This is a genomic window from Sphingomonas canadensis, assembly GCF_026013525.1.
Classification (GTDB): Bacteria; Pseudomonadota; Alphaproteobacteria; order Sphingomonadales; family Sphingomonadaceae; genus Sphingomonas; species Sphingomonas canadensis.
In genome coordinates this window covers 125222-148974 of record NZ_JAPDRA010000001.1, presented here as the reverse complement: position 1 = coordinate 148974, position 23753 = coordinate 125222, and the positions used below count along the sequence as shown (strand labels likewise).

20 protein-coding genes and 1 tRNA gene are annotated in these 23753 nt (G+C 68.4%); 11 read left to right on the top strand and 10 right to left on the bottom strand.

Annotated elements, in window-relative coordinates:
• Nucleotides 1–64 precede the first annotated feature (64 nt).
• On the top strand, nt 65–1162 hold the full coding sequence (locus OM513_RS00680) for an ATP phosphoribosyltransferase regulatory subunit (protein ID WP_264942219.1): 1098 nt from the start codon (nt 65–67) through the stop codon (nt 1160–1162).
• A gap of 53 nt (nt 1163–1215) precedes the next feature.
• Here the strand turns inward: OM513_RS00680 and OM513_RS00675 are convergent, their stop codons facing one another.
• The 3 genes from OM513_RS00675 to OM513_RS00665 form a co-directional block, all read right to left on the bottom strand.
• The gene (locus OM513_RS00675; protein ID WP_264942218.1) at nt 1216–2649 is read right to left on the bottom strand and encodes a mannitol dehydrogenase family protein; all 1434 of its coding nucleotides are present in this window, start codon (nt 2647–2649) and stop codon (nt 1216–1218) included.
• Between the two features lie 68 nt (nt 2650–2717).
• Nucleotides 2718–3674 (bottom strand): aspartyl protease family protein, encoded by a 957-nt coding sequence (locus OM513_RS00670; protein WP_264942217.1) that lies wholly within the window; start codon nt 3672–3674, stop codon nt 2718–2720.
• 84 nt (nt 3675–3758) lie between these two features.
• On the bottom strand, nt 3759–6176 hold the full coding sequence (locus OM513_RS00665) for a ligase-associated DNA damage response DEXH box helicase (protein WP_264943004.1): 2418 nt from the start codon (nt 6174–6176) through the stop codon (nt 3759–3761).
• Nucleotides 6177–6194: 18 nt separating this feature from the next.
• Between OM513_RS00665 and OM513_RS00660 the strand changes: the two genes are divergently transcribed.
• The gene (locus OM513_RS00660) at nt 6195–7193 is read left to right on the top strand and encodes a ligase-associated DNA damage response exonuclease (RefSeq protein WP_264942216.1); all 999 of its coding nucleotides are present in this window, start codon (nt 6195–6197) and stop codon (nt 7191–7193) included.
• Between the two features lie 63 nt (nt 7194–7256).
• The gene (locus tag OM513_RS00655) at nt 7257–7727 is read left to right on the top strand and encodes a hypothetical protein (protein WP_264942215.1); all 471 of its coding nucleotides are present in this window, start codon (nt 7257–7259) and stop codon (nt 7725–7727) included.
• 6 nt (nt 7728–7733) lie between these two features.
• Here OM513_RS00655 and OM513_RS00650 read toward each other — a convergent pair whose 3' ends face one another.
• On the bottom strand, nt 7734–9161 hold the full coding sequence (locus tag OM513_RS00650) for a sigma-54-dependent transcriptional regulator (RefSeq protein ID WP_264942214.1): 1428 nt from the start codon (nt 9159–9161) through the stop codon (nt 7734–7736).
• A 169-nt stretch (nt 9162–9330) separates the two neighbouring features.
• Here OM513_RS00650 and OM513_RS00645 point away from each other — a divergent pair, with 169 nt between their 5' ends.
• The 7 genes from OM513_RS00645 to OM513_RS00615 all read left to right on the top strand — a co-directional run bounded on the left by OM513_RS00645 (nt 9331) and on the right by OM513_RS00615 (nt 14771).
• Nucleotides 9331–9471, top strand: a complete 141-nt coding sequence (locus OM513_RS00645; protein ID WP_264942213.1) for an aa3-type cytochrome c oxidase subunit IV — start codon at nt 9331–9333, stop codon at nt 9469–9471.
• Nucleotides 9468–10589, top strand: a complete 1122-nt coding sequence (locus OM513_RS00640) for an NAD(P) transhydrogenase subunit alpha (RefSeq protein ID WP_264942212.1) — start codon at nt 9468–9470, stop codon at nt 10587–10589. The genes OM513_RS00645 and OM513_RS00640 overlap by 4 nt, the downstream gene beginning before the upstream one ends.
• A gap of 149 nt (nt 10590–10738) precedes the next feature.
• Nucleotides 10739–11032: a proton-translocating transhydrogenase family protein gene (locus OM513_RS00635; RefSeq protein ID WP_264942211.1), complete on the top strand. Its 294-nt coding sequence runs from the start codon at nt 10739–10741 to the stop codon at nt 11030–11032.
• Nucleotides 11033–11044: 12 nt separating this feature from the next.
• On the top strand, nt 11045–12505 hold the full coding sequence (locus OM513_RS00630; RefSeq protein ID WP_264942210.1) for an NAD(P)(+) transhydrogenase (Re/Si-specific) subunit beta: 1461 nt from the start codon (nt 11045–11047) through the stop codon (nt 12503–12505).
• Nucleotides 12506–12544: 39 nt separating this feature from the next.
• Complete coding sequence (locus tag OM513_RS00625; RefSeq protein ID WP_264942209.1) at nt 12545–13498, top strand: hypothetical protein; 954 nt, start codon at nt 12545–12547, stop codon at nt 13496–13498.
• 131 nt (nt 13499–13629) lie between these two features.
• Entirely contained in the window at nt 13630–14610 is a 981-nt protein-coding gene (locus tag OM513_RS00620) for a helix-turn-helix domain-containing protein (RefSeq protein WP_264942208.1), read from the top strand.
• 85 nt (nt 14611–14695) lie between these two features.
• A tRNA-Val gene (locus OM513_RS00615) sits at nt 14696–14771 on the top strand.
• Nucleotides 14772–14878: 107 nt separating this feature from the next.
• Here OM513_RS00615 and OM513_RS00610 read toward each other — a convergent pair.
• The 5 genes from OM513_RS00610 to OM513_RS00590 form a co-directional block, all read right to left on the bottom strand.
• Complete coding sequence (locus OM513_RS00610) at nt 14879–15601, bottom strand: hypothetical protein (RefSeq protein ID WP_264942207.1); 723 nt, start codon at nt 15599–15601, stop codon at nt 14879–14881.
• A 255-nt stretch (nt 15602–15856) separates the two neighbouring features.
• Nucleotides 15857–16803 (bottom strand): IS630 family transposase gene (locus OM513_RS00605; RefSeq protein WP_264942206.1). Its coding sequence is split into 2 segments (ribosomal slippage): nt 15857–16467 and nt 16467–16803, totalling 948 coding nucleotides; the frame shifts between segments, so codons are not numbered across the junction.
• A gap of 154 nt (nt 16804–16957) precedes the next feature.
• Nucleotides 16958–18127: a serine hydrolase domain-containing protein gene (locus OM513_RS00600; RefSeq protein WP_264942205.1), complete on the bottom strand. Its 1170-nt coding sequence runs from the start codon at nt 18125–18127 to the stop codon at nt 16958–16960.
• Between the two features lie 33 nt (nt 18128–18160).
• Nucleotides 18161–18841, bottom strand: a complete 681-nt coding sequence (locus OM513_RS00595) for a GntR family transcriptional regulator (protein ID WP_264942204.1) — start codon at nt 18839–18841, stop codon at nt 18161–18163.
• A 29-nt stretch (nt 18842–18870) separates the two neighbouring features.
• On the bottom strand, nt 18871–20178 hold the full coding sequence (locus OM513_RS00590) for a serine hydrolase domain-containing protein (protein ID WP_264942203.1): 1308 nt from the start codon (nt 20176–20178) through the stop codon (nt 18871–18873).
• 177 nt (nt 20179–20355) lie between these two features.
• Here OM513_RS00590 and OM513_RS00585 point away from each other — a divergent pair, with 177 nt between their 5' ends.
• Nucleotides 20356–22671 (top strand): TonB-dependent receptor, encoded by a 2316-nt coding sequence (locus OM513_RS00585; protein WP_264942202.1) that lies wholly within the window; start codon nt 20356–20358, stop codon nt 22669–22671.
• Nucleotides 22672–23012: 341 nt separating this feature from the next.
• Here the strand turns inward: OM513_RS00585 and OM513_RS00580 are convergent, their stop codons facing one another.
• Nucleotides 23013–23753, bottom strand: coding sequence for a glutathione S-transferase family protein (locus tag OM513_RS00580; RefSeq protein ID WP_264942201.1), 741 nt, complete (start codon nt 23751–23753; stop codon nt 23013–23015).

Genomic DNA, 23753 nt, shown 5'->3' with positions numbered 1-23753 from the left:
AGCGGGCCAGTGCCGGCGCCGGCGCCGTTGCGGCGTCGCCGAAACAAACGCTAGGGGTCACTCCATGACCGGCCTGTTGCCAGAGGGATTCCACGATCGATTGCCGCCGCTGGCCGATGCCGCGGCGGCGCTGGAGGCGCGCGTGCTGGGGCATGCGCGCCTCTATGGCTATGAGCGGGTCGATCCGCCGCTGGCCGAATTCGGCGATGCGCTCGCATCGCGGCTGAAGGCGGGCGGGATGCGCAACGCGGTGCGATTCGTCGATCCGGTGTCGCAGCGCACGCTGGCGATCCGGCCGGATATCACCGCGCAGGTGGGCCGGATCGCGGTGACGCGGATGGGGCATCACCCGCGCCCCGTGCGGCTTTCCTATGCCGGACCGGTGCTGAAGCTGCGCGCGTCGGAGCTGCATCCGGAGCGCGCGATGCGCCAGATGGGCGCCGAGCTGATCGGGCTCGACAGCGTCGGCGCGGTGGCGGAAATCGTTCGCGTCGCCATCGAGGCGCTGGCAGCGGCAGGCCTTAGCGGCATCAAGGTGGATTTCACGCTGCCCGATCTGGTCGATACGCTGGCGGCGGGTGCGCTGGACGGCGCGTCGCTGGCGGCGCTGCGCGACCGGCTGGACGCCAAGGACGCGGGCGCCGTCGCGGCGATCGACGCGCGCTATCTGCCGCTGATCGAGGCGGCCGGGCCGTTCGCGCCCGCCATGGCGCGGCTGCGCGCGATCGACGCGGGCAATGCGCTGGCCAGCAGGCTGGACGGGCTGGCGGCGGTGGCGGACAGCCTGGGCGGCGCGGCGGCGCTGACGCTGGACCCGACCGAGCGGCACGGTTTCGAATATCAGAGCTGGATCGGCTTCTCGCTGTTCGCGGACGGCGTGCGCGACGAGATCGGCCGTGGCGGCGCCTATGCCATCATGCACGAGGACGGGCGCGAGGAGCCGGCGGTGGGCTTCTCGCTCTATGCCGATCGCATCCTGGATGCCGGGCTGGCGATGGGGGAGCGGCGGCGGCTGTTCCTGCCGCTGGGCACGCCAGCGGAGACGGGCGCGGAGCTGCGCGCGGCCGGCTGGGTGACGGTGGCGGCGCTGGAGCCGGACGATTCGCCGGAGAAGCAGCTCTGCACGCACCTGCTGGGCACGGACGGCCCCCGGGCGATCTGATCGGGGCGGCCTGGATTCGGTCCGGTGCCGACTCCGCCAGAAATTGGCAGACTTTAGAGCGCGAGCAGCGCGTCCGTCCTGCCCCCGTCCAGCATCGCGAAGGTGTCTGCCACCGCGGCGGCGTAGCGCGCGTCCTCGGCCAGCCGCTGCGGGAACACCTGGCGGATCGCCAGCACGGCGGCGACGGGATCGTTCCCCGATGCGGCGGCCGCCAGCTTGTCCGCCAGCGGATCGGTGATCGCTTCGCCCGCCAGCGCCTTGCGGCGGAGGAAGGCGATCCAGGCGGCCACGGGCACCGCCAGCCGGTCCACGGGACGGCCCGCCTCCAGCGCCTCGCGCGTGGTATCCAGGATGCGATAGGGCAGCTTCTGCGATCCATCCCACGCGATCTGCGACAGCAGGTGGCGGATCGCGGGATTGCGGAAGCGATCGAGCACCGCATCGGCATAGGCGGCGGTATCCAGCCCCTCGATCGCCGGGAGCGAGGCGCGGATATCCTGATGCACCAGCCGCGCGGCGAAGCCCGCCAGCGCCGGGTTTGACATCGCCTCGAACACCGTCTCGTGCCCCAGCGCCAGCCCGGCATAGGCGAGCGTCGAGTGCGCGCCGTTCAGGATGCGCAGCTTGGCCTGCTCGTAACCGCGCACGTCGCCGGTCAGCGTCACCCCGGCGGCGGCAAGATCCGGCGCGCCGGGCAGATCGCAGCGTTCGAGCACCCATTGGGTGAAGCGTTCGCGCTGGACGGCGGCGCGATCCTCGACGCCCAGTCCGGCCGCCACCCCGGCCAGGAAGGCGGGATCGCTGGCGGGGGTGATCGAATCGACCATCGAATCGGGGAACGCCACTTCGCCCGCGATCCAGTCCGCCAGACCCGCGTCCCATTCGCGCGCCAGCGTGACGCAGGCGGCGCGCACCTTCGCGCCGTTGCCGGTCATGTTGTCGCAGCACAGCATCGCGAACGGCGGGACGCCCGCCGCGCGGCGATCCGCGAGCCCGGCGACGATCCATCCGATCACGCTGGCCGGCTCGGCGGGCCGGGCGCTGTCATGGACGATATCCGGGTGGGCGAGATCGAGCGTGCCGTCCGGCCCCAGGCAATAGCCCTTCTCGGTCACCGTGCTGGTCGCCAGCCGCACCGCCGGGTCCGCGAGCAGCGCGCGCAGCCGGGCGCCCTCGCCGGGGCCGATCGCGTCGCTGTGCGCGGCCAGGATGCGCGTTTCGGGCTCGCGATCGATCACCGCCAGCGCGTAGAGGCCCTGCTGCGCCTTCAGCGCATCGGTGGTGGTGCCGCTTCGCAGCGAGACCGCGGCGATGCCCCAGCGCGGGTCCTGGTCCAGCAGCCGGTCGACATAGGCGGCTTGGTGCGCGCGATGAAAGGCGCCGGGGCCGAAATGGACGATGCCGGTGGCGATGCCGGCGGGATCATGCCCGGGCCGGAGGATGGCGGGCGGAAGCGAGGCGAGCGCGGTGCGGGAGAGGCGGGTCATCGCGCCACCCTGAGCGCGAGTGGGGCAGCGTTGTCAATCGGCTGGCGGAGCGCGGCGCCGATCGGCCGTCAGCGGAACCGCGGGACGGAGAGGCGCTTCTGCATGCGGAAGCGCACCTGCCGGTTGGGGAAGTCGATCTCCACCTGGCGGAAGCCGCGCAGCGCATCCATGCCGAGCAGCAGCGCGGGCTTCTGCGTCAGCCCGAACTTGGCGAAGGGCGCGACCTCCGCAAAGGCGACCGGAAGCTGGTCGAAGCGCACGCCCCCGACATGCATCTTGGGCACCAGCGCATAGTCCGCGGCCAGCTTGCCGCCGGTCACGCTGGTAAGCTCGATCGGGGTCACCGCCAGCTTGCGCTTGCCGATCAGGTTGCGGAACGCGGTGTTGCCCATGCTCACCTGCGCGCCGGTATCGATCACCACCTCGACGCGGCTGTTGGCGAAATAGGCGTCGGTCACGATCAACTGGCCGAAGCGGCTGCGCGCGGTGACGACGATCTCGTCGTCCGAGCGGGGCGCGCGGCGGCGCTTCTGGCTGGCCGCCACCGTCATCGTCCCGGCGTCGAAATCGATGCGGACGACATGATCCTGCAGCGTATCGATCCCCAGCAGCCCCTGCGCGCCCAGATCGCTCCGCTCCAGCGCGGGGGCCAGGATGTCGTGACGCTTGCCGATCGCCTCGATCGCCAGCCCCGGCACCACCACGGTGTTCACCTGTTCCGTTCCGCTCATTGAGACGAGCTGGACCGGCACGCCCGGCGCCAGGCCGAGCGATCCGGCCAGCTCGCGCGAGACGACGGTGCGTTCGGCGCCGGTATCGATGATGAAGTTGAACGGGCCGGCGTCGCCCACCGCCACCTTCACGGTGAGCCGGGAATCGAGTTCGCCCAGCATCAGCGACCGGGTTTTCGCATCGGGCGGGATGCCCTGCATCTCCCCGGTCGGCGGGTCCTGGGGGGCAGGGTGCGCTGCGCCCAGCGTCCCGAGCGGGAGCATCAGCGCGGCAAGGGCGCGAAGCGCGGCCATGGCGGCAGGATATCGCGCGCCATGCTGCGCAGCAATCGCAAATATGGCCGGGGCGGACCCAGCCGCCAGCGGCGGCATCCGCGCTCAGTCCAGGCGCATCGCCTGCGCCGCCAGCGCTTCGGCTTCCATCAATATCGCGTCGTCGGCGCTGCCCTGGGGCAGGCTTTCGCGGCCGATCATGATCAGCACCGGAACCGCCATCGGCGATACGCGCGGCAGATCGATGTGCAGCATCGTCTCCGCCGCATTGTCGAGCAGGTGGCCCAGCCGCCCGACATCGGTCATCCGTGCGCGCGCATCGGCCCAGGCCGCGCGCAGCAGCAGGTGATCGGGCTCATACTTGCGCAGCACGTCGTAGATCAGGTCGGTGGAGAAGGTGACCTGGCGGCCACTCTTCTTCTTGCCCGGATGCTGCCGCTCGACGAGTCCGCCGATGATCGCCACCTCGCGGAAGGCGCGCTTGAGCAGCGCCGAGCCCTGCACCCATTCGACGAACTCATGCTCCAGTATCTCGGGCGAAAGCAGTTCCTGGGGGTTGCGGACCGGCTCCAGCCCGTAGCAGGCGAGCGCATAGTCATTGGCGACGAAGCCGATCGGCTTCAGCCCCTGCGCCTCCATCCGCCGCGTGATCAGCATGCCGAGCGACTGGTGCGCGTTCCAGCCTTCGAAGCTGTAGATCACCATATGGTGCTTGCCTTCGTGCGGGAAGGTCTCGACCAGGAGCTGGCCCGGCGCGGGCAGGCGTGAGCGCAATTGCTGCACCTCCAGCCATTCGCGCACATCGTCTGGGAAGCGCGGCCATTCGCGGCGATCGTGCAGGAAGGCGCGGACGCGGCGCGCCAGATTGGCGGTGATCGCGAGGCGCGCGCCCATATAGCTCGGGATGCGCGCGGGGCGGCTGGTGGCGCGGACCAGGATGTCGCTGGTGTCGACGCGCTCCACCTCCAGGCTGAGCCCGGCGAAGAAGAAGGTGTCGCCGGGGCTGAGCGAGGCGCCGAACATCTCCTCGACACGGCCCAGCTTGCGGCCGTTGCGGAAGCGGACCTCCAGCATCGGCTCCTCGACGATGATGCCCGCGTTCAGGCGATGCTGCGCGACGAAGCTGGGGTGGCTGACGCGCCACATGCCGTCTGCGCCGCGCGTGAGGCGCTTGAACCGGTCATAGGCGCGCAGCGAATAGCCGCCGTCGGCGATGAAGCCGAGGACGCGATCGAACGCCTCCGCCGTCAGCGCCGAATAGGGCAATGCTGCGCGTACCTCGTGCAGCAATTCCTCCGCGCGGAAGGGGGCGGCGCAGGCGCAGGCCATGACATGCTGCGCCAGCACGTCGAGCGCGCCGGGGCGGAAGGCGTCCGGGTCCAGTTCGCCTTCCTCCACCGCGTCCAATGCGGCGCGCGCCTCCAGATATTCGAAGCGGTTGCCGGGGACCAGGATCGCCTCGCTGGGCTCGTCCAGCCGGTGGTTCGCGCGGCCGATGCGCTGGAGCAGGCGCGACGATCCCTTGGGCGCGCCCATCTGGATCACGCAATCGACGTCGCCCCAGTCCACCCCCAGATCGAGGCTGGCGGTGGCGACCAGCGCGCGCAGCCTGCCGTCGGCCATCGCCTGCTCGGCGCGGCGGCGGGCCTCCAGGCTAAGGCTGCCGTGGTGGACGGCGATGGGCAGGCCGTTGACGTTCACCTTCCACAATTGCTGCAGGATCAGCTCGGCCAGCCCGCGCGTGTTGCAGAAGACGATGGTGGTCCGGTGCCGCTCGATCTCCGCCATCACCTGGGGGATGGCATAGGTGCCCGAATGGCCGGCCCAGGGCACGCGATCCTGCGGCAACAGGATATCGACATGCGGATCGGCGCCCTTTTCCCCCGCCACCAGCGTCACCGCATCGATGTCGCCATGCGGCGCCAGCCAGGCGCGATAGCCGTCCGGATCGGCGACCGTGGCCGACAGCGCGACGCGGCGCAGCCCCGGCGCGATCCCCTGGAGTCGCGCCAGCGCCAGCGCCAGCAGGTCGCCGCGCTTGCCGGTGGCAAAGGCGTGGACCTCGTCGATCACCACGGTGCGCAGGTCGCGGAACAGGTACAGGCTGTCCTCGTGCGACAGCAGCAGGCTGAGGCTTTCGGGGGTGGTGAGCAGGATCTCGGGCGGGTCGGCGCGCTGGCGTGCCTTGCGCTCGTGCGGGGTATCGCCGGTGCGCGCCTCGACGCGGATCGGCAGGCCCATCTCCTCGATCGGGGTCAGCAGGTTGCGGCGCACGTCCACCGCCAGCGCCTTGAGCGGCGAGATATAGAGCGTGTGGAGCCCGCGCGCCGGCGCCTCGACCAGCTCGGCCAGGCTGGGCAGGAAGCCCGCCAGCGTCTTGCCGGCGCCGGTGGGGGCGACGAGCAGCGCATGCTGCCCGGCCCGCGCGGCGGCTAGCATGTCGCGCTGGTGCCGCCGCGGTGTCCACCCGCGCGCCGCGAACCAGCGCGAAATGGGTTCGGGGAGCTGGGAAGCGGCGGGCATCACGGCCATATAGGCATGATGGCTAGGCTGGGCGACTGGATCGAACCGCATCGCGAGGGGATATATGTTCCCGCCGCGGATGCCTGGATCGATCCTTCGCGACCGGTGCCGCGTGCGATCGTGACGCATGGCCATGCCGATCATGCGCGCGGCGGCCATGGCGAGGTGTGGGCGACGCGCGAGACGCTGGCGATCATGGTGGCGCGCTATGGCCCCCAGAACGGCCGCGCGCTGGCCTATGGCGAGGCGGTGGCGATGGGCGCGGTGGCGGTGCGGCTGGCGCCCGCCGGCCATGTGCTGGGATCGGCGCAGGCGGTGCTGGAGCATCGCGGCGAGCGCATCGTGGTATCGGGCGACTACAAGCGGCGGCCGGACCCGACCTGCGCGCCGTTCGAGCCCGTGCCGTGCGACGTCTTCGTCACCGAAGCGACCTTCGGCCTGCCGGTGTTCCGCCATCCGGATACGCATGACGAGCTGGACAAGCTGCTCGCCCGGCTGCGCGCCGAGCCCGAGCGGTGCGTGCTGCTGGGCGCCTATGCGCTGGGCAAGGCGCAGCGGGTGATCCGCGAGCTGCGGGCAATGGGGTTCGACGATCCCATCTACCTCCACGGCGCGCAGCAGCGGTTGTGCGACCTGTATGTCGAACTGGGCGTCGAGCTGGGCGAGCTGCGCCCCGCGACGGGCGTGGCCAGGGCGGAGCTGGCGGGGCGGATCGTGGTGGCGCCGCCTTCCGCGCTCAACGATCGCTGGTCGCGCCGGCTGCCCGATCCGGTGACGGCGATGGCGTCCGGCTGGATGCGCATCCGCCAGCGCGCGCGGCAGCAGAATGTGGAGCTGCCGCTGATCCTTTCCGACCATGCCGATTGGGACGAGCTGACCGGCACCATCGCCGAGCTGGCCCCGCGCGAGGTGTGGGTGACGCATGGGCGCGAGGACGCGCTGGTCCATTGGTGCCGGCAGCGCCAGATCCGCGCACGGGCGCTCGAACTGGCGGGCTTCGAGGACGAGGACGATTAACTCCTAGAAATGGCGTCCCGGCGGGCCTATCCTGACAGCGCAGGACAAGGAGAGGAGGTCCCGATGCGGACGATGCTGCGCAGCACGCTGGCGATCGCGGGGCTGACGCTGGGCGCCGGGGCGGCGCATGCCCAGGCGGTAAGCGCCCCGCCGGCCGTGGCAGGGCCGGACGCCACGCTGGTGGGCTCGGAGGCGCGCGACTTCCGCGGCGGCGATGCGGCGGCCCGCAGCGCGGAAATCGCACGCGACGAAGCGATCGCCCGGGGTCAACGCGCCGAACGGACCAAGGCGCCGCGCGCCGTCCCCGCCAAGCCCGGCGATATCGCGGCGGGGGCGGAGGTGCGCGACAGCAAGGGTGTGGTGATCGGCACGGTCGAATCGGTTGCGATGGCCGATGCGGTGGTGTCCGCGCCCGGCGGCAAGGTCGCGGTGCCGCTCGAAGCGTTCGGCAAGGATCGCAAGGGGCTGCTGATCGGCATCACCAAGGCGGATTTCGACGCCATGGTCGCATCGGCCAACGCCCCGGCGAACTGAGCCGCGTCAGGCGGCGCTCTGATCGATCCCCAGCTCGCCCAGCTTGCGGTAGAGCGTGGAACGGCCGATGCCCAGGCGCCGCGCGACCTCTGTCATGCGGCCGCGGTAATGGCCGATGGCCAGGCGGATCACGTCCGCCTCGATCTCGTCCAGCGCGCGCAGGTTGCCGTCGGGGCGGAACAGCGTGATGCCCGCGTTGCCCGATGCCTGGCCGGCGACGGGGCCGCCCGCGGGACGTCCGGCGGCGAGCTGGGCGATCTGCGGGAAATCGGCGCGGGTCAGCCCGTCGCTCTCGCAGAGCACGGCCGCGCGGAACAGCGCGTTCTGGAGCTGGCGGACGTTGCCCGGCCAGTCATAGCTGCCGAGCAGCGCCAGCGCGTCATCGGTGATGCCCAGCGGGCGCAGCCCCGGCTGATCGGCGATGCGGCCGAGCAGGTGGCGGGCCAGCGCGGGAATGTCGCCCGCGCGCTCGCGCAGCGGCGGGATCGTCACCTGCACGACGTTGAGCCGGTAATAAAGGTCCTCGCGGAAGCGCCCGGCCTCCACCTCGGCCAGCAGCGTCTTGTTGGTGGCGGCGATCACGCGCACGTCCACCTCGCGCACATGGCGCGCGCCGATCGGCTGGATCTCGCCCGACTGGAGCACGCGCAGCAGCTTCACCTGCGCCTCCAGCGGCATCTCGCCCACTTCGTCCAGGAAGATTGTGCCGCCGTCGGCATCGGCGAAGCGGCCGATCTTGCGCTCGAACGCGCCGGTGAAGGCGCCCTTTTCGTGCCCGAACAGCTCCGATTCGACCAGGTTGGCGGGGATCGCGCCGCAATTGACGCGGATCATCTCTTTCTTGGCGCGCGGCGAGGCGGCGTGGATCGCCTCGGCGATCACTTCCTTGCCCACGCCCGATTCGCCTTCGACCAGCACGGGCACACGCGCGCGCGCCGCCTTGGCCGCGATCGCCAGCGCGGCGCGGAACTGCGGCGCGGCCCCGACGATCTCGTCGAAGCCCAGCGGGGCGGAAAGCTTCTCGGTCAGCGGACGCAGCTCGCCCGCGGTCTTGCCGCCGACGGCGCTCTCCAGCGCGGCGAGCAGGCGTTCCGACGCGATCGGCTTGACCAGGAAATCGGTGGCGCCCGCGCGCATCGCGGCAACCGCGGCGGCAACCGATCCATTGGCGGTGAGCACCAGGATCGGAAGCTGCGGCCGGCGCGCGCGCAGCTCGGCGATCAGCGCCGGCGCGTCGAAGTCCGGCGAGCTGTGATCCAGCACCGCCGCGTCCAGGCCCATGCCGTCCGGCGTGCCCAGCGTGGCGATGGCGGTTTCCGAATCGCCCGCGAAGATGGTGCGCCAGCCCCGGCGCGATGCGATCGCGGCGACCAGCCGGCGCTGTGCCGGCTCGTCGTCGATCAGCATGAGGAGGCGCTGCCCGTTGCGCGTCATTCCTGTCCCCAATGTCCCGTTTCCGGTCGCATGAAATAGAGAAGAGGGGTAAAGGCGGCCTTAAGCCTGACACGGAATGTATCGATTGCGTAACGGACGCCGCCGGGCTTGATGCCGCGGGCCGGCCGCGGCTAAGGACGGCGGGCAAGCGTTGAGGGGATAGAAACGCATGGCTGGTGGTGGAGAGAACGGAGCCGAGCTTCAGGCGCATGAGCAGACCTGGACTGGCTTCAAATCGATGATGACGTGGGGCACGGTGATCGCTGCCCTGATTGGCGCTTTCGTAGTTTTCCTGATCGCGCCCAAGTGAAGATCGCGGTCCTCAAGGAATCCGCCGCCGGCGAGCGGCGGGTTTCCGCGACGCCCGAGACGGTAAAGAAGTTCGTGGGGCTCGGCGCCGAGGTGGCGGTCGAGGCCGGTGCGGGCCTGACCGCCTCGATCGACGATGCCGCCTATGCCGCGGCGGGGGCCAGCGTGGGAACGCGCGCTGAGGCGCTGGCCGGCGCCGGCATCGTGCTGGGCGTGCAGGGGCCTTCGCCCGATTCGCTGGGCGGCGCCGCGCCGGGCGCCTGGATCGTCGCGGGGCTGAACCCCTTCGGCGAGCGCGGGCGCGTGGACGCCTATGCCGCCGCCGGGTTCGAGGCGCTGGCGATGGAATTCATGCCGCGCATCACGCGCGCGCAGTCGATGGACATCCTGTCCTCGCAATCGAACCTGTCGGGCTACAAGGCGGTGCTGGACGCTGCGGCCGAATATGGCCGCGCCTTTCCGATGATGATGACCGCGGCGGGCACCGTTTCCGCCGCCAAATGCTTCGTGATGGGCGTGGGCGTGGCCGGGCTGCAGGCGATCGCCACCGCGCGGCGGCTGGGCGCCCAGGTCTCCGCCACCGACGTCCGCTCCGCGACCAAGGAGCAGATCCAGTCGCTGGGCGCCAAGCCGATCTTCGTCGAAAATGTCGCCGGGATCGAGGGCGAGGGCGCGGGCGGATACGCCACCGAGATGAGCGAGGAATATCAGAAGGCCCAGGCCGAGCTGGTTTCCGCGCACATCGCCAAGCAGGACATCGTGATCACCACCGCGCTGATCCCCGGGCGCCCGGCGCCGCGGCTGATCAGCGACGCGCAGATCGCGACGATGCGTGCCGGCAGCGTGATCGTTGACCTGGCCGTCGAGCAGGGCGGCAACGTCGAGGGTGCGGTCGCGGGCGAGGTGGTGGAGCGGCACGGCGTGAAGATCGTCGGGCACAAGAACGTGCCCAGCCGCCTGGCCGCCGACAGCTCCGCGCTGTTCGCGCGCAACCTGTTCAACTTCCTGTCCGCCTTCTGGGACAAGGAGAAGGGCGCGCCCGTGCTGGACGAAGAGATCGGCGACGCGATCCGGCTGACCCAGGGCGGCAAGGTGGTGAACCCGAGGCTGTTAGGGTGAGCTCAGGCAGGCTCCCCCGCATCGGCGCTTCAGAGACTATGGAAGACGCGGACCGGGCGGCTGCTTCGGCCGGTTCGCTTGCAGCGAACCCCCTCCACCGTCCTGCGGACGGTCCCCCTCCCCGTGCCGGGGAGGATTAAGGAAGAGCCATGGACTTCATCTCGATCCTGTCGATCTTCGTGCTGGCGTGCTTCGTCGGCTATTATGTCGTGTGGTCGGTTACGCCGGCGCTGCACACGCCGCTGATGAGCGTTACCAACGCGGTCTCTTCGGTGATCATCGTCGGCGCGCTGATCGCCAGCGTGGCGCCGTTGCCGATCGGGGCGGATCCGCTGCCCAAATGGCTGGGGCTGGTCGCGGTCGGGCTGGCGAGCGTCAATATCTTCGGCGGCTTCGCGGTAACCGCGCGGATGCTCGCCATGTACAAGAAAAAGACCAAGTAAGGGGCGGGGCAGATGCACGAGGGGGCTGCAGTCAATCCGTGGGTGGCGCTGGCCTATCTGGCCGCCGGCATCTTCTTCATCCTGGCGCTGCGCGGGCTTTCCAGTCCGTCGAGCAGCCGCGCGGGCAACCGTTTCGGCATGCTGGGCATGGTGATCGCGGTGGCGACGACGCTGATCGTCCATCCGCCCGCCAACTGGACGCTGCCCTATAGCTGGACCGAGGTGGGCGCCGCGGTGGGCATCGGCGGGCTGATCGGCTTCGTCACCGCGCGCGCGATCAAGATGACGGCGATGCCGCAGCTCGTGGCTGCCTTCCACTCGCTGGTGGGCATGGCGGCGGTGCTGGTGGCGGCGGCGGCGTTCCTGAACCCGATCGCGTTCGGCATCGCCGAGATGGTGCCGCTGGCGGGAACCGATGGCCTTTACACGCCGGTCATCCACTCGGTCAGCCGGATCGAGATGGGGCTGGGCGTTGCGATCGGCGCGATCACCTTCTCCGGATCGGTGATCGCGTTCCTGAAGCTCAACGGCAACATGAGCGGCGCGCCGATCCTGCTGCCCGGCCGGCACCTGATCAACCTGGGCACGCTGGCGGCGATCCTGGGCCTGATCGGCTATTTCCTGACCGACCAGAGCCCCTGGGTGTTCTGGACGGTGACGGCGCTCAGCTTCGTCATCGGCTTCCTGCTGATCATCCCGATCGGCGGCGCGGACATGCCGGTGGTGGTCAGCATGCTCAACAGCTATTCGGGCTGGGCGGCGGCGGCGATGGGCTTCACGCTGCATAACAGCGCGATGATCATCACCGGCGCGCTGGTGGGCAGCTCGGGCGCGATCCTGAGCTATATCATGTGCAAGGCGATGAACCGCAGCTTCATCAGCGTGATCGCGGGCGGATTCGGCGCGGAGAGCGGCGGCGCGGCTGCGGGCCAGGCGATCGACCGGCCGTGGAAGCGCGGATCGGCCGAGGACGCCGCCTTCCTGATGAGCCAGGCCGAGCAGGTGATCATCGTCCCTGGATACGGCATGGCGGTCGCCCAGGCGCAGCACGCGCTGCGCGAGATGGCCGACAAGCTGAAGGAACATGGCGTGCGCGTGAAATACGCCATCCATCCGGTCGCCGGGCGCATGCCGGGGCATATGAACGTGCTGCTGGCCGAAGCAAACGTTCCCTATGACGAGGTGTTCGAGCTGGAGGACATCAACAGCGAATTCGCGCAGACCGACGTCGCCTTTGTCATCGGCGCGAACGACGTGACCAATCCCGCGGCGAAGACCGACAAGACCTCGCCGATCTATGGCATGCCCGTACTCGACGTGGAAAAGGCGAAGACCGTGTTGTTCATCAAGCGATCGATGGGCGGTGTGGGCTATGCGGGCGTCGATAATGAGCTATTCTATCGTGACAATACGATGATGCTGCTCGCAGACGCCAAGAAGATGGTCGAGGAAATCGTAAAGTCCCTCGACTGACGGCGGACGCGCGCGGCACTGGAACAGGGGGCTGCGGCGATGACGACGGTGGGGACCATATTGGGCGATGCGTTCGGCCTGATCGCGCGGCGGCCGGGCGCCGTGCTGATCTGGGTGCTGGTGTATGTCGCGGTGGGCCTGGCGGGTGCGGCGCTGGTGCTCGGCCAGATGCCGCAGATGTTCGAGGCGATGCAGCACATCGATCCCGAGAACCCGGCGGGCGCCCAGATGGCGATGATGAACGGCATGGGACGGTTTCAGGGGCTGTCGCTGCTGATCCAGTTCGGCGGGGTGCTGCTGACGTCCGTGGTGCTGTGCGCGGCGTTTCGCGCGCTGCTGCGGCCGGAGGAGGACGGCTTCGGCTATCTGCGGCTCGGGTGGGATGAGCTGCGCACCTTCTTCACCTATGCGGTGATCGTGATCGCGGCGATCATCCTTGGCTTCATCCTGATGCTGATGCTGTTCATGCTGACCGGCCTGGTGGCGGTGATCACCCGCGATTCGCCGGCCACGGGCGGGATCGTGGGCTTTCTGCTGGCGGTGGCCGCCTTGTGTCTTGTGATCTGGGTGATGGTCCGGCTGTCGCTGATCTATGCGGTGTCGTTCCTGCGCGGCCGGCTTTCGATCGACGAGGCATGGGCGGCGACGCGGGGGCGGTTCTGGACGCTGTTCCTCGCCTATCTGCTGATCGCGATCTTCTGGATCGTGCTGAACACCATCATGTCCATTCCCCTGTTGTTCAGCCTGTTCGGCGGGATGGCGTCGCTGGTGCCGGCCGATCCTTCCGCCGAGCCGGACCCCAAGCTGGTATTCGCCTTCATGCAGCAGTGGTTTGCCGCGAACATGGGCCTGCTGCTCGCGGTCAGTGCGCTGGCCTATGCGGTGCAGGGCCTGATGACCGCGCTGTTCGGCGGGGCGATGGCGAGCGCGGCGCGCGGTTTCCTGACCGATGACGGGCACGCGATGCCGCAGGATTTCGATCCGGAAGGGTAACGTAACCGGTCCGCTCCGGAGCATTCGCGTCCCTAAGCCGCGGGGCCGCGTAGCCCAAACTTCCGAAATGGAGGAATTCGGACTCACCCGTTTCGGAGGAGTGCGGCATTCCGGAACAGAAGACGAACTACATGGGGATCAAGGTGGGGCCGAACGCGAACGCTGACCCGTATCAGGCCGATTATGCCCGCCAGGGAAGCGCGCTGGTGGTGGCGGAGAGCGACGGTGACGCGCACGAAGCCGTCGCGGCGCTGGAGGCGGCGGGAATCCGCACCTGCCGCCGCATCGGCTTTGCCGAGGCCGCGGCCGGGCTGGAGCGCCAATATGCCATGGACCTGCTGTTGATCGAGGGCGAGGCGGCGCCGGACGCCCTGCTCGATCTGGTGCTGCCGCAGGCCGATACGGTGGCACGCGAACGGCAGCTTGGCCTGGTGGCAACCGTTTCGCCCGAACAGATCGACATTGCCGCAACGCACCTGCTGGGCGGCGAGGCGCTGATGCTGTGCCGCCCGACCCAGGGGGATCGCGCCGCGGCGGTGGCGGTGGCGCGGATGCGCGCGGCGCAGCGGCGGCATTTCCGCGTGCGATCGCCCGCGCGCGCGGTGCCCGAGCCGGACGGCTCGCCGCTCCAGCGGCTGAGCGAAGAGATGGCGCGGCTGGCAGAGGAACTCGCGCGGCTTTCCCGCGGCGACGAGCAGGGCAACGGCGCCATGCCGCTGCGCGAGCCGGACGGCGGCTATCGCGGACCCGACGAGGACCGGCCGGAGGCGACGGCGGCGGAGATCCGCGCCGTGATCCGCGCACGGCGGATGCGCAGCCAGTTCTTCCGTGGCGACCTGTTCGCCGATCCGGCCTGGGACATGCTGCTCGATCTGTTCGCCGCGCATCTGGAGCGGCGGCGGGTGTCGGTTTCTAGCCTGTGCATCGCCGCGGCCGTGCCGCCCACCACCGCGCTGCGCTGGATCGGCACGCTGCACGACGCCCGGCTGTTCGAGCGGCAGGCGGACCCCAGTGATCGCCGCCGCGCCTATATCGCGCTGAGCCCGATGGGGCTGGACGGGATGCGCGGCTATGCCGCCGCCGTGAAGCGGGCCGGGTTGGCGATCGTCTGAAGCCCCCTTGCGGGCGCGGCACCGGTCTGGCATCCGCGCTGGCTTCCGGAAGCGGCGTGGCCATGCCCCGCGCGCCAGGCCGGGCGGGCGGTTAGCTCAGTTGGTAGAGCATCTCGTTTACACCGAGAGGGTCGGCGGTTCGAGCCCGTCACCGCCCACCATATTTTCAAGTAGTTAGCGACTGTCGGCCTTCGGGCCGACAATTTTCTGCGCGGATTTTGCGCGACTTCCGATTTGCGCGGGGCGGTGCCGGAACACCGCCCCAAGGTCAGGCTGATGCCATCGCCATTGCGAAAAGGCGGCCCTGGTCGCGACGGGTCATGATCGGATGGCCAGCCGTTGCGCGGATCGTCTTGCTTGAGATGTTGAAGCAGGCATTCGGTCCGTAATCGATCTGCTTCGCCTCGAACCCACAGGCGAGCGCGGCGATGATAAACATGCCGTTCGACACGTAGTCGCCGAGATGGGTGTACTGCCCCTGCTTTCGGGAGAGATTCTCGGCCCTGTGCTTCAGGCCATAACTGCCGAAGTCCATGTTGATGGTCTTCCGCCGCTGTTGCATCGAGAGGTAAATCCAAGCGAGCTCGAACTCGTCCATCGAGTTGTCGTGCAGCGTGTCTTCCCGGCGCTTGGCAAAGGCAGCCTTGCGCTCATCGAGCGTCATTTTCCGCTCGTCCGAAAAGCGCGGCCAGACCGTGTCATAGCCACGCTCCGTAAGCTGCGGCTCACGCTCCATGACCGAGCGCACGGCTACTCGGGCAAGTGCCCGGGACAGAGTTCGCGGCCCATACTCGTCTGCTGTGAAGCCAATATAGTCGGCAAACACCGCGTCGTCCGGTTCCACCACTTGGATGCCGTCCTGTAGGGCGAGCCTCATCGTTGCGTAGCTGCCGTATCCGAAGCCTCGGGCAGCGCCTTCGATGCGGCGGGCGGCCTGAACGTCGATATTGGCTTTGCGTAGATCGCTTTTCAGCGCGGGAAGATCAGTCAATGATAGCGGTAGGCGCACAGCGTCCTCCATCGTCAAGCTGCCGGTCGCCATTTAAGCTGCAGCCGAGATGGAAAGTCGGCGTGCGGAATGTGATTAGAGCAGCGGTTTGACTTGGCGACAGGTCGGGTGCTGCGTGCCCAATCTGATCAAATCACGTCGCGCCGGTTTTAGTCAAGGCTGCTGCAAAGGTGTCGTCGATTATGATGTGGGTAAGCCAGATGACGGAGAGGGACGGGTGCTTAGAGCGGTTTCCGTTCATTCTGGTTCATAGCCGCAGGATTTGAAGTAATTGGTGCATTCGTTGGGCTGGAAGATGTCGACGAGCTTGCCGATCAGGTCCCACAAGCCGCTGACGGTTCGCTCGCCAGCCCTGCGGAGCATGGCCTTGAGGCGGGAGAAGGCCTTCTCGATAGGGTTGAAGTCGGGGCTGTATGGCGGGAGGAAGCGCAGGGTTGCGCCGGCTGCTTCGATCCTTTCCTTCACGGCGGTCCGCTTGTGGCTGGAGAGGTTGTCCATGATGACTACGTCGCCAGGGCGCAGTTCGGGCACCAGCACCTGCTCGACATAGGCCTCGAACCAATCGCCGTTGATCGGTCCGTCGAGTACCATCGGCGCGACCATGCCGGTCATGCGCAGGCCAGCGACGAGCGTGGTGGTCTTGCGGTGCCCGTGCGGGAAGCCCATCCGCAGTCGCTCGCCTTTCGGGCAGCGTCCATGGCTGCGGGTCATGTTCGTGGCAGTCCAGGTCTCGTCGATGAAGACCAGGCGTTCAGGTTCAAGGTCGACCTGGCCGTCGAACCAGTGCCGGCGTTGCCTCAGGACGTCGGGACGGTCCTGCTCGATCGCGTGCCCGGTCTTTTTTTGCGCGTGATCCCGTGACGGACGAAGAAGCGATGCACCGTGCCGATCCCCACCCAGGCGCCGCGCTCGATCAACCGCGCCTGAACCTCAACAAGGGTCATGTCTCCTTGTTCGGCGATCAACTCACGGATGAAAGCGCCATGGGCCTCGATCTTGCCCGAATGCCTGTCGCCGCCGCGCGGCTTGGCCAAGGCCCGGCCATGCTCCAGCGCAAGCCGTCGCCAGCGGATCGCACTCGACACGCTGACATCAAAGCGGGCCGCCGCCGCCCGGCAGCTCAGACCGCTATCGACCGCTGCCACAACCCGGTCCCGAAGATCCTGTGAAAGAGTGCGTCCCATCCATGCCGGCCTCCTGCCACCAGCAGGAAGTCTGAATCACAACGCCACCGCAAAGGGGATCCCCGTCGATTCAGTTCGTGTGGAAACCGCTCTAATCGGCTTTGCAGGCGGCGGCCCCTGGGGGGAGCCGCCGCCGTCGCGATTGCTGTGGGGGTTAGAGCGCCGCCACCATCAGCGGCTGCAGCACCTGCTCCAGCTCCACGCCCTTCTCGGCGCCGTTGTCATGGTCTTCGGTGGCGATCAGCGCCCAATAGCCGTTCTGGCGATCGATCCAGGGCGTGAAGCCCCAGGCGCCGGGCGAGGAGTTGATCTTGTCGTTGGCGCATTGCGTCGCATAGTTGGCGCCGCCGGTGCCATATTCGCACTCCACCCAGCTTCCCTGGGCATATTCCCATTGACTGCCGTTGTTGGCCAGGATCGCGGCCGGCACCTCGCCCTTCGTCGCGGTCAGCGTGCGCGGCGCGAAGAAGTTATTCAGGTCGGTCACCAGCGTCCCGTTGAACAGCGCCTGCATGATCACGGCATAATCCTCCGCCGTGCTCTCGCCGCCCGCGGCCGCCCAGGGGTTGGCGGCGCTCTGCAGCGCATAGCTGGTGTTGGTAAGGCCCAGCGGCGTCGTCACATAGCGGGCGAAGATGGCGCCGAAATCGCCGGTATCGGCCGCGTCGAGCATGCCGGCGGCGACCTGCATGTGATGCGGGCCATAGAAATAGACCGCGCCCGGCACGCTATCGAGGTTGCCCAGATAGATCCGGCGGATGCACAGATCGAGCGTCGTGTAGGCATTGTACACGCAGCTCAGCAGGTTCGCGTCCTTGGTGTTGAAGCCGCTGGTGAACGCCAGAAGCTGCTCCAGCGTGATCTTGCTGCGGTTGTCGCTGGCGCTGTTGGTCCAATAGCCGAAATATTGCTGCGGCTTGGCGTTGGCGGTGATCTTGCCCGCCTGGATCATGCGATAGGAAAGGATGCCGGTCAGCAGCTTGGTGGCCGAGGCGAGCGCGAGCTTCTGGTTATACTCGATCGCGCCCTTCTTGTAGCGGCAGATCTCGCCCGCGCCGTTGCCGAAGATCACCGCGACGTTCTGAAGCCGGGCGGCGTCGATCGCGGCGCGGATCGGCGCGCAATTGTCGACCAGCGCGGCGCCCTCCTGCGGCTGGGCGGCGAGCGACGCTCCGGCCGATCCGCCGGGAGCCTGTGGCCCCGCCGCGACGCGGACGGCACCAGGGGCCTGCGGCGGGGCCTTGACCGCCTCGTTGATCGCATAGGCCGCGAACGCGCTGCTCGATGCGAACAGCAATCCGGCGCCGATAAGTTTCTTCGACAATTTCATTATCCTCTCCTCTGCTTTTTTGGGTGTTCACTCCCTCCGGTACGCATTCGGTTTTGGATCGCCGGCGCGCTGGACCTGCCAGCGAAGGATCCGGCGATAGGAGGTCTCGGTCATCCGGCGGCCCAGCCGCTCGGCGGCGTCGGCGTCGCGCATGCGAAAGGCGGTGGCGAGCTCGATCCACAGATCGGTCGCTTCCTGCATCGCCTGTTCGTTCTGCACGCTCATCGGGATGAAGCCGGAAAGCGCGCCCTGCGGAACCGGGCCGACGATATCGTCGATGCGGCGGTTGTCGGCGAGCGCGATGGCGAAATTTCCCGCGTCGATCGCGGCGCGCGCGAACTCGTCGGGCGATGTCCCCTCGGCGCGGCCCAGCGTGATGACGCGGCTGGCGCGCGCGAAGAAATCGTCGATCTGCGCGTCGCTCGCCTTCATCACCGCGAAGCGATAGGCGAGCCCCAGCATCGAGCCGGAGATCAGGATCGATTCGAGCGTCGGCGAACCGTCGAGCGCGGCCACCCGCGCGCCGACCTTGGGCACGATCTCCACCCAGCCCTTGGCATGGAGCAGCTTGAGCGCGTCGCGCACCGGGCCGCGGCTGGTGTCGAACTCGTCGGCCAGCGCCTGTTCGGTGATGCGCGCGCCCGGCGCCAGCGCGCCCTGGTTGATGCGGCGGACGATCTCGCCCGCGATGCGTTCTGCCGCCGGCATATCGTCATGCGGCGGTGGTATTCTCCGGCTCAAGGCAGCCTCCCGTAGACAAGGCGACGCAGCTCGTCGCGCAACGGGTGGATGCCGGAGGGAAGCTTTTGAGTCATCAGCACCACGCTGGTGCGGGTGACGGGATCGACCCAGAAGGTGGTGCTTGCCGCGCCGCCCCAGGCATATTCGCCGCGATGGCCCATGCCGCCGGCCGCCGCCGGGTCGACCAGCACGGAGCCGCCCAGGCCGAAGCCCAGCCCCTTCACCTCGCCGCCCAGCCCGAAGCGCGCGGCGGCGCTCAACGGCATGTCGCCCAGCGCCGGGGGCAACTGGTTCGTCATCATCGCCGTGACGCTTTCCGCGCGCAGCACCCGGGCGCGGCCCAGCCGCCCGCGGCCGATCAGCATCTGCGCGAACCGCGTGTAATCGCCGAGCGTGGAGAAGAGGCCGCTGCCGCCCATCGGGATCACGCTGTCTTCGCCCCAGGCGGGGATCATCGGCGGGTTGAGCCGCGCGGTCTTGCCGTCCGGGCTGCCCACATACATGGCGGCCAGGCGTGGCCGCTTCGATGCCGGGAGCGCGAAATGGGTGTCGGCCATGCCCAGCGGCTGCAGCAGGCGCGCGCGCAGATAGGATTCGTAATCCCGGCCCGAAGCCGCCTCGATGACGCGCCCCGCCACCTCCAGCCCGCTGCTGTAGAGCCACTTCTCGCCCGGCTGGAAGGCGAGCGGAATCGTGGCCAGCACCTCGCTGTAGCGCTTGAGCGACGTGATCCCGAGCGCGGGGCGGAACTGGCCGGCGATCAGGCCGATGCGATGATAGAGGTCGGCGCTGGGCTCGAAACCCTTATTGAAGCTCTCGCTCAGGCCCGAGGTATGCGTAAGCAGGTGGCGCACGGTGATCGGGCGTTTCGCAGGCTCGGTCACCGGCTTGTCGCCGTCGAAACGCACCAGCACCTGCGGGTCGGACCATTCGGGCAGCAGCTCGCGGACCGGCTGGTCCAGCGCGACCTTGCCGTCCTCCACCAGCGTCATCATGCAGGCGGCGGTCACCGGCTTGGTCATCGAATAGATGCGGTAGATGGTCGATTCGCCAAGCGGCGTCCGCGCCTCGCGGTCGGCGAAGCCGTGCAGCCGCGTGAGCGGGGCGGCCCCCGCCTTTTCGATCCGGACCGCGGCGCCGCTGACCCATCCATTGTCGACAATCCGGGCGAGCCACGTGTCGAGCGCCGCCGCGAGTCGCTTGCGATCCCCCGTGGCGGCGAGGCCCGGCGCGGGCAGCATCGTGGAGAAGCAGGTGCCCGCAAGCATGGCGCCAAAGGCGCGGCGGCCCATCATCTCGGTCATTCGGGTCCTCTCCGTATCGCTGCACATCTTGTAAACAAAATCTAATATCGTTGACAATAGCTGTAACTGCGGAGTAACAGGATGTGCCGCAGGATGGCTCCGGACGAGGGTGCGCGCGGCGGGGAGGATCAGAAAATGAAACTACGGCAAACGGGCCGCACGCTACTTGCTACGAGCATGATCGCGCTCTGCGCGACGTTGGGCGCCACCGCCGCGCAGGCCCAGGCCTCGGACGATCCGGCGGACCAGTCCTCCGAAGGCGACATCGTCGTCACCGCGCGCTTCCGCGAGGAGACGGTTCAGGACATCGGCGGCAGCATCTCCGCGATCGACGGCCGCGCGATCGCGCGCGAGGGCATCGACGAGTTCGAGGATATCGCCCGCCGCACGCCCGGCCTTTCGACCATCGATCGCGGCCCCAGCCAGAATGACGTCAGCGTCCGCGGCATCTCCAACGGCGTCTCGCCGCGGCTGTCCGATCTCGGCGGCTCCGGCCCGCTGGTCAGCCAGTTCCTCGACGACATTCCCGTCGCCGCCGCGACCGCGAGCCAGCGCGACTTCAACTATTTCGACTTCGACCGGATCGAGGTGCTGCGCGGGCCGCAGCCGACGCTGTTCGGCGAGGGATCGGTGGGCGGCACGATCCGCTATTTCTCGCGCGATCCGAACCTTGGCGGCGCCCTGGCATCCGACATGGTGTTCCAGTCGAGCCTGTCGTTCACGGACGAAGGCGGCACCAATGTCGCCGCTTCCGCCGCAAGCTCGTTCATCCTGGTTCCGGACCGGCTCGGCATCCGCGCGGTCGTCAACTATCGCAAGGACGACGGGTTCATCGACAATCCGCGCCTGGGCATCGACAATTTCAACGATTATCGCGCGTTCAGCGGCCGCGTGGTCGCGCTGTGGAAGCCCACGGACGATCTCTCGATCCGGCTGATGGCCTTCGCCGGCCGCGACGATTTCGGCGGCAGCTATGAGGTCAACGCGCCGCCCGCCGCCAAGACCGCGCTGGTCCTCTCGACACCGGTTCAGGGGGACAATCGCGACAAGTTCGAGCTCTATACCGGCAAGGTCGAATATGACGCCGGGCCGGTTACGCTCACCGCGATCACCGGCTGGTACACCCGCAGCCGGCGGGACGAGTTCTTCGACGCCCAGTCGGCCGCGGCATTCGGCCTGTTCACCACCGTGCTGACCGCCACCGGCCTGTCGAACGCGGATGACGAGAGCTTCACCCAGGAGCTGCGCTTCGCCACCGATCTGGGCGGCGCCTTCGATCTGATCGGCGGCGTCTATTATCAGGATGCGAGCTATATCGCCCACCTGACCACTACGGCCCCGGAGTTCGCGCCCTATACGACGCCCGTCGGCGGCACGACGCTGATCGGCCAGGCCGGCTCGGTCGATTCGCGCCAGATCTCGGGCTTCGTCGAAGGCACGCTCAGGGCGAGCGAGCGGCTGCGCCTGATCGCGGGCGTGCGCTATGTCGACGAGAAGATCACGAGCGTCTCGATCCAGTCGATCGCGGCGTTCGGCGGCGCGCCCAACGGCCTGGCGCCTCCCTTCGTCATCGCCGACGTCAACGCGACGGCGACCGCGGCGGGCATCCCGCTGGAGGAATCCTTCCAGCTCCGCCGCTTCCTGCCGCGCGCCGCGATCGAGCTGGACGTCGGCGACGATGCGATGCTCTACGCCATCGCCGCCACGGGCGTGCGCAACGGCAACCTCAATCCCTTCACCTCGGCGCTGCGCGGCGCGGGCACCCCGCCCAGCCTGGCCCGGTTCGAACAGGCGCGCTCGTTCCGCGAGGATGAGGTGCTCTCGTTCGAGATCGGCGCCAAGACGCGCTGGCTGGACGACGCGCTGACGCTCAACGTCTCCGCCTTCCATACCGATTTCAAGGATCCGCAGATCCTGACCGCGAACCCGTTCGTGCTCACGCTGAACGGCCCCGATCTTGAGATCTACGGCGTCGAGCTTCAGTCGAGCTGGCGCGCGGCGCGCGGCGTGAACTTCTATCTGAGCGGCACCTGGCAGGATGCGTCCTTCCAGAGCGGCGCGGCGCTGGCCAATCCCGCCACGCTGGCCGCGCTCGGGTTCACGGAAGACCTTCAGAAGGGCAACCGGCCGGTCAACACGCCGGAATGGGCGGCGGCGGCGGGCGTCGACATCCGCCAGCCGGTGGACGGCGATCTCTCGGTCACCGCCAACCTGTCGTACCAGTATATCGGCTCGCGCTTCGCGCTGTCGCAGAACTATCCGTCGAGCCGGATGGGCGCGCAGAATTTCGTCAACCTGCGCGTCGGCCTGGAAAGCGAACATTGGTCGCTGACCGCGTTCGTCGACAATCTGACCAACGAGATCGAGTATCAGGCGATCCAGGGTAACACCGGCACCCCGATCCTGAACGCCGGCAAGCTGGACTTCCGCCCGACCAGCGTATCGGTCAACCGCCCGCGCACGATCGGAATCCAGTTCGGCACGCGCTTCTAGGCGCCGGCGCCGCTTCCGCCGGGGGCATATACGGGCCGGGAAAGCGGCGGGCGAGGCACATTGCCGCGCCCGCCGTTTCCCGATCCGGACACATCGCGACCCGCGCCGCGCCATCAAGCCCAAAGCCGCCGCGATGACGCGCAGATCGCCCTTGCTTCAATAGGTGCCGAACCGACGTGTTTTTCCTTGCGCCGGCGCCGGTCAACCGCCCCGGCCTGCCAGTTGATGCGGTTCGCCGGTGGCGTCTCGACAGGGCCATGTCCGCCCTGCCTTCAACCTCGCCGCGAGCCGTTTCGCATGCCCGCAAAGATGGAGCGCATTTCAAGCCGCACTGTCGCCGATCAGGCCGCAGGATGGTCAGCCGGGGCATATTGCAGCCTGAGCCGGTCAAGCGCAGCATAGGCCGGGCGTGCGCGCATCTGTTGCCACCAGGACGACACGGCGGGCAGCTCGCTCCAGAGAGACGTCACGCCGAGTTGTTCGAACCTGCGGAAATAGGGCGCCATCGCGATATCGCCCAGGCTCAGCATATCACCGGCGAGCCACCGCGATCCGCGCAACTGCTCTTCCATCGAGATCAGCACCTTTCGGATAGACGTCAGGTACCTGCCAATTTCCTCGTCGCTGAACGGAGCACCCGCTGCGCGATCCCAAAGATCGGCTATCTCCTTCTTGGGGGTCCGGGAAAGCATAGCCGCCCGTTCGGCCTCCGAAAGCGCCTTTGCGCGCGGCGCAACGAAGCGCGCGAAGCTGATCGGCCGCACGGAGGGATGCACGATATCGTCCACCTGGCGCATCCACCAGCGCATCCGGGCACGATCCGCGGCCGCCGCCGGCCGCAGCGCGAAATCCGGAAACGCATCCTCGAGATATTCCAGGATAACTGACGACTCGAGGATGACGTGGCCATCGTGGACAAGCGCCGGGACCACGCCCGCCGGATTGATCGCGAGATATCCGGGCTCGAGCTGCTCGAACTTTCCGAGCACGATATGGCGCGGCGTCCAGTCCACGCCCTTCTCGGCCAGGCACAGCACCACCTTCAGCGCGCACACCGCATTCCAGTTGAAATAGAGTTCCAC

Excerpts from the sequence above, each read along its gene's own strand:
- OM513_RS00635 (WP_264942211.1), top strand. The coding sequence starts at position 10,739 with ATGGACTTCATCTCGATCCTGTCGATCTTCGTGCTGGCGTGCTTCGTC.
- OM513_RS00670 (WP_264942217.1), bottom strand. The coding sequence starts at position 3,674 with ATGGCCGCGCTTCGCGCCCTTGCCGCGCTGATGCTCCCGCTCGGGACG.
- OM513_RS00585 (WP_264942202.1), top strand. The coding sequence starts at position 20,356 with ATGATCGCGCTCTGCGCGACGTTGGGCGCCACCGCCGCGCAGGCCCAG.
- OM513_RS00630 (WP_264942210.1), top strand. The coding sequence starts at position 11,045 with ATGCACGAGGGGGCTGCAGTCAATCCGTGGGTGGCGCTGGCCTATCTG.
- OM513_RS00590 (WP_264942203.1), bottom strand. The coding sequence starts at position 20,178 with ATGACCGAGATGATGGGCCGCCGCGCCTTTGGCGCCATGCTTGCGGGC.
- OM513_RS00650 (WP_264942214.1), bottom strand. The coding sequence starts at position 9,161 with ATGACGCGCAACGGGCAGCGCCTCCTCATGCTGATCGACGACGAGCCG.
- OM513_RS00660 (WP_264942216.1), top strand. The coding sequence starts at position 6,195 with ATGGCTAGGCTGGGCGACTGGATCGAACCGCATCGCGAGGGGATATAT.
- OM513_RS00620 (WP_264942208.1), top strand. The coding sequence starts at position 13,630 with ATGGGGATCAAGGTGGGGCCGAACGCGAACGCTGACCCGTATCAGGCC.
- OM513_RS00675 (WP_264942218.1), bottom strand. The coding sequence starts at position 2,649 with ATGACCCGCCTCTCCCGCACCGCGCTCGCCTCGCTTCCGCCCGCCATC.
- OM513_RS00625 (WP_264942209.1), top strand. The coding sequence starts at position 12,545 with ATGACGACGGTGGGGACCATATTGGGCGATGCGTTCGGCCTGATCGCG.
- OM513_RS00665 (WP_264943004.1), bottom strand. The coding sequence starts at position 6,176 with ATGCCCGCCGCTTCCCAGCTCCCCGAACCCATTTCGCGCTGGTTCGCG.
- OM513_RS00680 (WP_264942219.1), top strand. The coding sequence starts at position 65 with ATGACCGGCCTGTTGCCAGAGGGATTCCACGATCGATTGCCGCCGCTG.
- OM513_RS00645 (WP_264942213.1), top strand. The coding sequence starts at position 9,331 with ATGGCTGGTGGTGGAGAGAACGGAGCCGAGCTTCAGGCGCATGAGCAG.
- OM513_RS00655 (WP_264942215.1), top strand. The coding sequence starts at position 7,257 with ATGCGGACGATGCTGCGCAGCACGCTGGCGATCGCGGGGCTGACGCTG.
- OM513_RS00595 (WP_264942204.1), bottom strand. The coding sequence starts at position 18,841 with ATGCCGGCGGCAGAACGCATCGCGGGCGAGATCGTCCGCCGCATCAAC.